The sequence below is a fragment of the Frankia tisae genome, from assembly GCF_025403405.1.
GTDB classification, from domain to species: Bacteria; Actinomycetota; Actinomycetes; order Frankiales; family Frankiaceae; genus Frankia; species Frankia tisai.
In genome coordinates this window covers 22720-31844 of sequence record NZ_JANEZT010000027.1, presented here as the reverse complement: position 1 = coordinate 31844, position 9125 = coordinate 22720, and the positions used below count along the sequence as shown (strand labels likewise).

General features: G+C 72.5%; 7 protein-coding genes. 5 read left to right on the top strand and 2 right to left on the bottom strand.

The annotated features are described in order from the left end of the window. The coding region (locus tag NBZ85_RS04610; RefSeq protein ID WP_261561545.1) for a PDDEXK-like endonuclease domain-containing protein at positions 1–447 on the top strand (447 nt) is incomplete at its 5' end. A gap of 33 nt (positions 448–480) precedes the next feature. Here the strand turns inward: NBZ85_RS04610 and NBZ85_RS04605 are convergent. Next, positions 481–1848 (bottom strand): acetamidase/formamidase family protein, encoded by a 1368-nt coding sequence (locus NBZ85_RS04605; RefSeq protein ID WP_261561544.1) that lies wholly within the window; start codon positions 1846–1848, stop codon positions 481–483. A 332-nt stretch (positions 1849–2180) separates the two neighbouring features. On the opposite strand from NBZ85_RS04605, the gene NBZ85_RS04600 reads away from it, so the two are divergent. The 3 genes from NBZ85_RS04600 (at position 2181) to NBZ85_RS04590 (ending at position 7704) form a co-directional block, all read left to right on the top strand. After that, positions 2181–3179, top strand: coding sequence for a thiamine-phosphate kinase (locus NBZ85_RS04600; protein ID WP_261561543.1), 999 nt, complete (start codon positions 2181–2183; stop codon positions 3177–3179). Between the two features lie 482 nt (positions 3180–3661). Beyond that, a complete protein-coding gene (locus NBZ85_RS04595; RefSeq protein WP_261561542.1) occupies positions 3662–7468 on the top strand; it encodes a multifunctional oxoglutarate decarboxylase/oxoglutarate dehydrogenase thiamine pyrophosphate-binding subunit/dihydrolipoyllysine-residue succinyltransferase subunit in 3807 nt (1268 codons plus the stop codon). Positions 7469–7524: 56 nt separating this feature from the next. Continuing rightward, entirely contained in the window at positions 7525–7704 is a 180-nt protein-coding gene (locus NBZ85_RS04590) for a DUF6104 family protein (RefSeq protein WP_261554099.1), read from the top strand. 20 nt (positions 7705–7724) lie between these two features. Here NBZ85_RS04590 and NBZ85_RS04585 read toward each other — a convergent pair whose 3' ends face one another. After that, positions 7725–8699, bottom strand: a complete 975-nt coding sequence (locus tag NBZ85_RS04585; protein WP_261554100.1) for a zinc-binding dehydrogenase — start codon at positions 8697–8699, stop codon at positions 7725–7727. 182 nt (positions 8700–8881) lie between these two features. Here NBZ85_RS04585 and NBZ85_RS04580 point away from each other — a divergent pair, with 182 nt between their 5' ends. After that, positions 8882–9124 carry a hypothetical protein gene (locus NBZ85_RS04580; RefSeq protein WP_261554101.1) on the top strand — a complete coding sequence of 81 codons (243 nt, stop codon included), beginning with the start codon at positions 8882–8884 and terminating at the stop codon, positions 9122–9124. The last annotated feature ends 1 nt before the right edge of the window (position 9125 follow it).

Genomic DNA, 9125 nt, shown 5'->3' with positions numbered 1-9125 from the left:
CGGTTCGCGGTCGAGTGCGACGGCGACGTCGGCCCCGGGCCCGCGGAGATCGCCCGCGAGTTCGATCGGGAACGGGAGCTGCGCCGGGCGGGGTGGCGGTTCTGGCGGGTCCGCCAGTCCGACTTCGAACTCGACCCGGAGGCGGCGCTGGCCTCGCTGTGGTCACGGCTGGCGGCTGCCGGAATCACTCCGATCCCGGCCGAACGGGACAGCGTCGACGGCCCGGAGGCGCCGGGCGGCCCGGAGGCGCCGGGCGGCCCGGAGGCGCCGGGCGGCCCGGCCGGCGCCCGCGGGCCGGTCCGGGCCGGCGCGGACGAGCTGCTGCACCGTTGGCGCCCGATCGCGCTCTCCGAGCTGGAGGGCCTCGACGACGCACCAATGCCGGCCGAATGGCGCGATCCGGCCGGTGCCCGGCGTTTCCCTGGCACCGGCGTCTCGGCCGACTGATCATCGGCTGCTGCCGGCCGAGCCGAGAGAAGATCAGGGCGGCGGCCCACCAGCCCCGCTGACCCCACTGACCCCGTCGGGCGCGGCACGCTCGTCCACCGGTTGCGCGGTCCCGCCGGGCGGGTCGGTCGACCCGGGATCGCGCTCGATGTCGTCGCGGCCGCCGTCGCTGTGGCCGCCGTCGCTGTGGCCGCCGTCGCTGTGGCCGCCGTCGCTGCTGTCGCCCGCGTCGGCGGCGCCGACGATGCGGGTGAACGGCGGCCGGTGCAGCCGGGGCTTCGCCGCCGCCGGCTCGGCGAAGTCCGACCGGTGGATGCGGCAGAACGCGCCCGGCGCCCCGGAGCCCAGCCGGCACACCCCGATGTCCGCCGCTGCCGTCAGGTAGGCCAGCGCCTCGGCGCGTTCGAGCCCGACCCGGCTCTGCAGGAACAGCACCGCCGAACGGGTCGCGCGGCGGATCGCCTCGGTCAGGTCGGCGTCGAGGCCCATGGTGACCCACATGGCGTCGGTCTCGATGAACGGCTCGCGCAGCGCGCCGAGGGCGGCTCGGGCGGCCGTCTCCCGCAGCGCCGTCAGGCGCAGGGTCGCGCGCAGCGGGCCCTCCAGGGCCGTCCCGCCGATCTTCCCGTCGCCGAGGGCGTAGTGCGGGTCACCGACGGCGAACAGCGCGCCCCCGACCTGGACGGGCAGGTAGAGCCGGGCGCCGGTGCCGAGGTCGCGGCAGTCCAGGGCGCCGCCGTGCAGGCCGGTCGCGGTGGACGCGATGACCTCGGTGGTACTGTCCACCGCGACCGCCATGACGCCCAGGAACGGAGCCAGCGGGAAGCGGGCCCGTCCGCCGCTCGCGCTGGCCAGCGAGCCGTAGAGGCGGCCGCGGCGACGTTCGACGGCGCAGAAGGTGGTGACGGTGCGAAAGCGCTGCCAGTGCCGGGCGTCGGCGTCCGACTCGGGTGGTCCGCCCTCCGGGAACTCCCCGGCGAGCAGGCCGACGCCGTGGCGAGTGGAGACGATCCCGTACCGAGCCCGCGGGTGCAGCGACAGGACATCGACGCGCAGCACGTCCCCGGGCTGGGCGCCGCGGACGAGCACCGGCCCGGTCACGATGTGCGGAGCGTCCACGCCGAACCGGTGTGGCAGGCCGGAGGCGGCGATCGCCCGGGCGTCGGCGAGGACCTCCGAGGGCGGCACGCCGAGGTTGGCGAGAAACGCGTCGGGGTCACGCCCCTGGTCGCCGAGGATCCCCTCCGAGCTGACCGTGTCGAAGGTGACCGTGGCGCCGGAGTCGATACTGAGCACGGGCCTGGTCAGTGCGTTGGGCAGCTCGCCCCATGTGACGGTCTCGGGGGTGGAGGGCAGGTAGTGCTTCCCCTCGATCTTGCCCCGTCCCGGCTGCAGCGCCACAGGCGGGCCTACCAGCCCCGCCGCCGGGCGAGTGGGCCCTCGCCGGGACGAATCGCCTGGACGCGCGGTCGGCCGGCCCATGGCGTCCCGGTGGGCCGGACATGGCATACAGAGCGACAGGACTGGTCAGGCACGCGCGTCAGATTTCCAGTGGAATATGACGAGAAGGTGACGTGGATGTTGCGGTTATGGTCATTCCGTCGACAGAGGTGTGCTGGGGCGGTGAATGTGGAGTCCGTCGGTCCCCCGCGGCGGTCAGGCATGCGGCTCCACCGCTTCGGTGCTACCGCCTGCGACGTCGGAGTCGCCCCCGCCCGCAGCACGGGGGTGCCATGACCGCGACGTTGCGGGATCTCGGCGAGTTCGAGCTGATCCGCGCGATCACCGCCCGCTTCGCCCGCGGCCGGGATGTGCTCGTCGGCCCGGGGGATGACGCCGCGGTGCTGGCGGCGCCGGACGCCCGGGTGGTCGTCACCACCGACCTGCTGCTGGAGGGTCGCCACTTCCGGCGGGACTGGTCGTCGGGTGTGGACGTCGGGCACAAGGCCGCGGCGCAGAACCTCGCGGACGTGGCGGCGATGGGCGCCCGGCCGACCGGACTGTTCGTCGGCTTCGCCGCGCCCGGTGACCTCCCCGTCGACTGGGCTCTGGCGCTGGCCGACGGGCTCGCCGCCGAATGTGCTTTGGCCGGGGCCAGCGTCGCCGGCGGCGACATCAGCTCGGCCGACGCCATCATGCTGGGGGTGACCGCCCTCGGCGATCTCGAGGGTCGGGCTCCGGTGCTGCGCTCGGGGGCCCGACCAGGCGACGTGGTTGTGCTCGCCGGCTCCGTCGGCCGAGCCGAGGCGGGCCTGGCCCTGCTCACCGCGGGACGCGGCCACGACGCCGACGCCGACGTGAACGCCGGCTGGGCGGGGCTGGTCTCGGCACACCGCCGCCCCCGACCGCCCTATCCGCTGGGCCCGGCACTCGCCGCGGCGGGCGCACACGCCATGTGCGATGTCTCGGATGGCCTGGTCCAGGATCTCGGCCACATCGCCGCAGCCTCGCAGGTGCGGATCGATCTCGACCTGGCCGCCCTGGCCGCCCTGACCGATCTGACCGGCCTTGCCGCCGACGGGCCGCTGCGGTCGGCCGCGGCCGAGCTGGGGGCGGATCCGCTGGACTGGGTGCTCACCGGCGGCGAGGACCACGCGCTCGTCGCCTGCCTGCCGCCGTCGGCGGTCATCCCCGCGGGCTGCGAACAGATCGGCCTGGTGCTGCCCGGCTCCGGCGTGACCCTGGCCGGGCGGCCGGCCGTCGGGCGCGGGGGATGGAATCACTTCGCTTGACCGCGGACGCGACAGCCTGACCGGGCAAACACGTCCAAACAGCAGAATCGCCCCGGCTGATCGGCCGGGGCGAGCTGCATGATGCGAACGAAGTAGACGCCGGCCCGCCAGGTCGCCTCACGGGCGTAGGTCGCTCGAAGCGACTTTTATTGGGTCCGGGGGCCATGATGCGGGCCGGCGACACTCAGCCTAACGGATGGACGGCTCCGGGTGTTCCCCGCCGCGGAACCGGACGAACGACTCGGATCGGTTGGAGCGATTACCGAGGCGCCGGTGGACCACCCTCCGCGCCTGGCCGGCCAACCGAACATCGGCCACCCGGGCAGCGGGATGGCATCGATTCGGCACGCACCGTGCCTGTGACCAGACCGGGCAGGGCCGCCCCTGCCCTGGGTGTCCAGAGCGGGTAGCCTGAGCAGACGGTGGCAGAAGGGCCTTTCGGAGGCCGTGAAGTGAGACCGTGGATAGAGGCGAATGGCCCCGTGACAGCACCGACGGTTCCTGCGTCAGGACCTGACTTCGGACCTAATGAATGGCTGGTCTTCGAGATCTACCAGCAGTTCCTCGAAGATCCACAAAGTGTGTCGCCGGAGTGGCAGGAGTTCCTCTCCGACTACCAGCCCACCGCGCCGCCGGCCAGTCCCGGCGCGGACGCGCACGCTGAGGTGGTGGCACCGAACGGCGTCTCGCCCGGCGGTGAGGCCTCTCACACGGCGCTGCCCACGGCGAAGCCTACCCCGCCTGCGGCCCCGGCGTCCGTGCCCACTCCGGCCCCACGCGTGCAGCCCGCTGCGGCAACACCCGCGCAGCCCGTCACGCCCGCACCTGCCGCGCCGACGAAGCCGGCAGCCGCCAAGCCCACCGCGGCGGCCAAGCAGCCGGCACCCGCCCCCGTCGGCGCGGCAGGTTCGGCCACCACGCCGCTGCGCGGCGCGGCCGCCCGCGTGGTCAGCAACATGGAGACCTCGCTGCACGTCCCGACCGCCACGTCGGTCCGGGCGTTCCCGGCGAAGCTGCTCGCGGACAACCGCATCGTTATCAACCGCCACCTGGCCCGCTCAAGCGGCGGCAAGGTGTCGTTCACCCACATCATCGGCTACGCGATGGTGAAGGCGCTGGCCAGCAACCCGGCCATGAACGCCTCCTTCGCCGAGGTCGGTGGCAAGCCGGCGCTCGTCCAGCCGGAGCACGTCAACCTCGGACTGGCCATCGACCTGGTGACCCCGAAGGGCCGCCAGCTCGTCGTCGCCGCGGTGAAGAAGGCCGACACGCTGGACTTCAGCCAGTTCTGGGTCGCCTACGAGGACCTGGTCCGCCGCGCTCGGTCAAACAAGCTGACCACCGACGACTTCACCGGCGTCACCATCAGCCTGACCAACCCCGGCGGCATCGGCACGGTGCACTCGGTGCCCCGGCTGATGGAGGGCCAGGGCACGATCATCGGCGTCGGCGCCATGGAGTACCCGGCCGAGTTCTCCGGCGCGGCGGCCAACACGCTGGCCAGGCTCGCGATCTCCAAGACGATCACGCTGACCAGCACGTACGACCACCGCATCATCCAGGGCGCCCAGTCCGGTGAGTACCTGCGCCGGATGCACCAGCTCCTGCTGGGCGAGGACGGGTTCTACGACGAGATCTTCCAGGCACTGCGGGTGCCGTACGAGCCCATCCGCTGGGTCGCGGACATGCCCGTGGTGCACGAGGGCGACCTCGACCACAACGCCCGGGTGCTGGAACTGATCCACGCCTACCGGGTGCGCGGCCATCTGATGGCGGACACCAACCCGCTCGAGTTCGCCATCCGCAGCCACCCCGACCTGGACATCATCAGCCACGGGCTGACGCTGTGGGACCTCGACCGGGAGTTCGCCGTCGGCGGGTTCGCGAGCCAGCGCACGATGTCGCTGCGCGACGTGCTCGGCGTCCTGCGCGACTCGTACTGCCGTCGGGTCGGCATCGAGTACATGCACATCCAGGAGCCCGACGAGCGGGCCTGGATCCAGGCCCGGGTCGAGCGGGCCGCGGAACGCCCGGACCCGGCCGAGCAGCTGCACGTGCTGGAGCGCCTCGGCGCCGCGGAGGCGTTCGAGTCCTTCCTGCAGACGAAGTACGTCGGCCAGCGCCGGTTCTCCCTCGAGGGCGCCGAGTCGACGATCCCGACGCTCGACGAGGTGTTGGAGCGCTCCGCCGACGCCGGCATCGACGAGGTCGTCATCGGCATGGCCCACCGCGGCCGGCTGAACGTGCTGGCGAACATCGTCGGCAAGTCCTACCGGCAGATCTTCGCCGAGTTCGAGGGTCACCTCAACCCGCAGACGGCGCACGGCTCCGGCGATGTGAAGTACCACCTGGGTGCGGAGGGTGTCTACACCGGCCGCGAGGGGCGCAAGGTGCCCGTCTCGGTCGTGGCGAACCCGTCGCACCTGGAGGCCGTCGACCCGGTCACCGAGGGCGTCGTCCGGGCCAAGCAGGACATCCTGGACAAGGGCACGGCCGGTTTCACCGTCCTGCCCGTCCTCGTCCACGGCGACGCCGCATTCGCCGGGCAGGGGGTCGTCGCCGAGACGCTGAACCTCTCCCAGCTGCGCGGCTACCGCACCGGCGGCACCATCCACCTGGTCATCAACAACCAGGTCGGGTTCACCACCTCGCCGGAGTCGAGCCGATCCTCGGTGTATGCCACCGACGTCGCCCGGATGGTCCAGGCCCCGATCTTCCACGTCAACGGGGACGACCCCGAGGCGTGCGTGCGGGTGGCGGCGCTGGCCTTCCAGTACCGCCAGGCGTTCAACAAGGACGTCGTCATCGACCTGGTCTGCTATCGCCGGCGCGGCCACAACGAGATGGACGAGCCGTCGTTCACCCAGCCGTTGATGTACGACACCATCGCCAGCAAGCGCTCGGTGCGCAAGCTCTACACCGAGGCGCTGATCGGCCGCGGGGACATCACCCGCGACGAGGCCGAGCAGGCGATGAAGTCCTACCGTGCCGAGCTGGAGAAGGCGTTCGCGCAGACCCGGGACACCACCCCGTCCGGCGCCGCGCCGCAGCCGCGCATCATCACCACGCCGGAGGAGGCGGCCGCGGCCGCCGCGGTCAGCACCGCGGTCTCCGCCGAGGCCGTCAAGAAGGTCGTCAACACCCAGGTCACCCTGCCCGACGGCTTCACCGTTCACCCGCGGCTGCGCCCGCAGGTGGAGCGGCGCGCCCAGATGGTCGAGACCGACGCGATCGACTGGGCGCTCGCCGAGACCCTGGCGTTCGGCACCCTCCTGCTCGACGGCCGGTCGATCCGCCTGACCGGTCAGGACAGCCGCCGCGGCACCTTCGGCCAGCGGCACGCCGTGCTGGTCGACCGGCACACCGCCGAGGATCACACCCCGCTGCGGACGCTGCGCTACGGCGTCGACGGGACCGAGACCAACGACGGCGTCGGCACCTTCTACGTCTACGACTCGCTGCTCAGCGAGTTCGCGGCGATGGGTTTCGAGTACGGCTACGCGGTCGCCCGACCGGACATGCTGGTGCTCTGGGAGGCACAGTTCGGCGACTTCGCCAACGGCGCCCAGTCGATCATCGACGAGTTCCTCAGCGCCGGCGAGGCGAAGTGGGGGCAGCGCTCGGCGCTCGTCCTGTTGCTTCCGCACGGCTACGAGGGCCAGGGGCCGGACCACTCCTCCGCCCGCATCGAGCGGTTCCTGTCGCTGTGCGCGGACAACAACATGACGGTCTCGGCACCGTCCTCCCCCGCCAGCTACTTCCACCTGCTGCGCCGGCAGGCCCTCTCGCCGGTGCGGCGCCCGCTGGTCGTGTTCACGCCCAAGTCGATGCTGCGGCTCAAGGCCGCCACCTCGACGGTGGCGGAGCTGACCGAGGGCAGCTGGCGGCCGGTGATCGACGACGACTTCGTCACCGATCCGTCGACGGTCCGCCGGGTGCTGCTCTCGGCCGGCAAGGTCTACTACGACCTCGCCGCCGCCCGGGGCAAGCACGACGACGCCGAGCGGTTCGCGCTGCTGCGGGTCGAGCAGCTCTACCCGACTCCGGGACCGGAGCTGGCGAAGGTGCTCGAGCGCTACCCGAACCTGACCGACGTTGTCTGGGTGCAGGAGGAGCCGGCGAACCAGGGCGCCTACCCGCACATGGCGGTCAACCTCGGCGAGTCTCTGCCCGGTGGGATTCGCCTGCGCCGGATCTCCCGGCGAGCCGCGGCGGCACCGGCGTCGGGTTCGTCGCGAGTGCACGAGCGCGAGCAGCAGGCCCTCGTCGAGGCCGCGTTCGAGGACTGAACCACTACCCGGCGGCTCCCGTCACCGGGTAGCCGCCGGGTACGACGGGAGTGGGGATGTATTTCACCGACCGAGGCATCGAGGAACTCGCCGACCGCCGCGGCACGGAGACGGTGACCTACGAGGGACTAGCCGACTCGCTGCGGGCCTTCGTCGATGTCCACCCGGAGTTCGCCGATGCCGTCGAACGCCTCGCCACCTGGCTCGCGCGCCCCGACGACGATGCCGACCTCTGACCCGGGCCCGGACCCGCCGCTCATGGCGTGAGCACCAGTTTGCCGAAGACATCACCGTCGGCGAGCTGCTCGAACGCCGCGCGCGCCGCGGACAGGGGGCGCACCTCGTGCACCGGCGGGCGGATTCCGGTGCGCTCCAGGAAGGCGAGCAGCTCGACGAGCTCCTTCCGGCTGCCCATCGTGGATCCGACGACCGACAACTGAAGGAAGAAGATCCGGGTGAGCTCGGCCGGCGGGTTCGAGCCGCTGGTCGCGCCGGAGACGACGAGGCGGCCGCCGGGCCGCAGGGACCTGAGCGAGTGGCTCCAGGTGGCTGCGCCGACGGTTTCGATGACGGCGTCGACCCGCCGCGGCAGCCGGGCGCCGGACTCGAACACCTCGTCGGCGCCGAGGGCCGCGGCCCGCGCGCGCTTGCCCTCGTCACGCGAGGTGACGAACACGGTGTGCCCCGCGGCCTTGCCGATCAGCAGGGCGGCGGTCGCCACCCCGCCGCCGGCGCCCTGGACAAGCAGGGTCCCGCCGCCGCCCGCGGGCAGGCCGGCCCGGGACACCACCATCCGGTAGGCGGTGAGCCAGGCGGTCGGCAGACATGCCGACTCCTCCCACGACAGCCCGGCCGGCTTCGGGACGAGGTTTCGCCGGGGCACCGCGACCTGCTCGGCGAGGGTGCCCGGGTGCAGCTCGGACAGCAGGGTGCGCCGCGGGTCCAGCGTCTCGTCGCCGCCACCCGCCGCCGGATCGCCGATCACCGCATGCACGACGACCTCCTCCCCCTCGGCGGTCACCCCGGCAGCGTCACAGCCGAGGATCATCGGGAGACGGTCGGCCGGCAGGCCCACGCCGCGCAGACTGAACAGGTCGTGATGGTTCAGCGAGGCGGCCCGCACCGTGACGGTGACCCACCCGTCCGGGAGTGTGGGCTCAGGCTGCTCGCCGATGAACAGACCGTCGAGAGGGGCATCGGGATGCAGGGAGACCGCGGCGGCTGCGAGCACCCCACGAACCTACGGCCGCCCGATCCTGGGCGCGAGCAACCCGAGTCGTTCGCGATGCGGATGCCGAGGCCAATCCCGACGAAAAGGGATCATCCGCCCCGGCTCGCGCATCCTCGGGTCCGTTGTGCTGAACTCATCGCCGTGGGTATGACAAGCGTGGACGGTGCGGTGAACAAACCGTGGTGACCAGGGATGACTCGCCGGAGACGCCGGGGCGGCGCGGGGCGCATCGACGGCTGAGCTGGCGCCGTCAGCCGATCGCCCCGATCCCGGAGGCCCCCGCCACGGTCATCATCGACGGCACGCCGGTCATCACCGTCATGTCGGCGGACTTCGTCTGCTGCTCCTACAAGGGCTGCGGCACGCTGCGCCCGCTCGACGACGCCGTCGAGAACCGGCCATGCCCCGGGTGCGGCCGGGTCTGAC

Bases quoted from the DNA above. Each gene is read 5' to 3' on its own strand.
- NBZ85_RS04600 (WP_261561543.1), top strand. From the start codon at position 2,181: ATGACCGCGACGTTGCGGGATCTCGGCGAGTTCGAGCTGATCCGCGCG.
- NBZ85_RS04590 (WP_261554099.1), top strand. From the start codon at position 7,525: ATGTATTTCACCGACCGAGGCATCGAGGAACTCGCCGACCGCCGCGGC.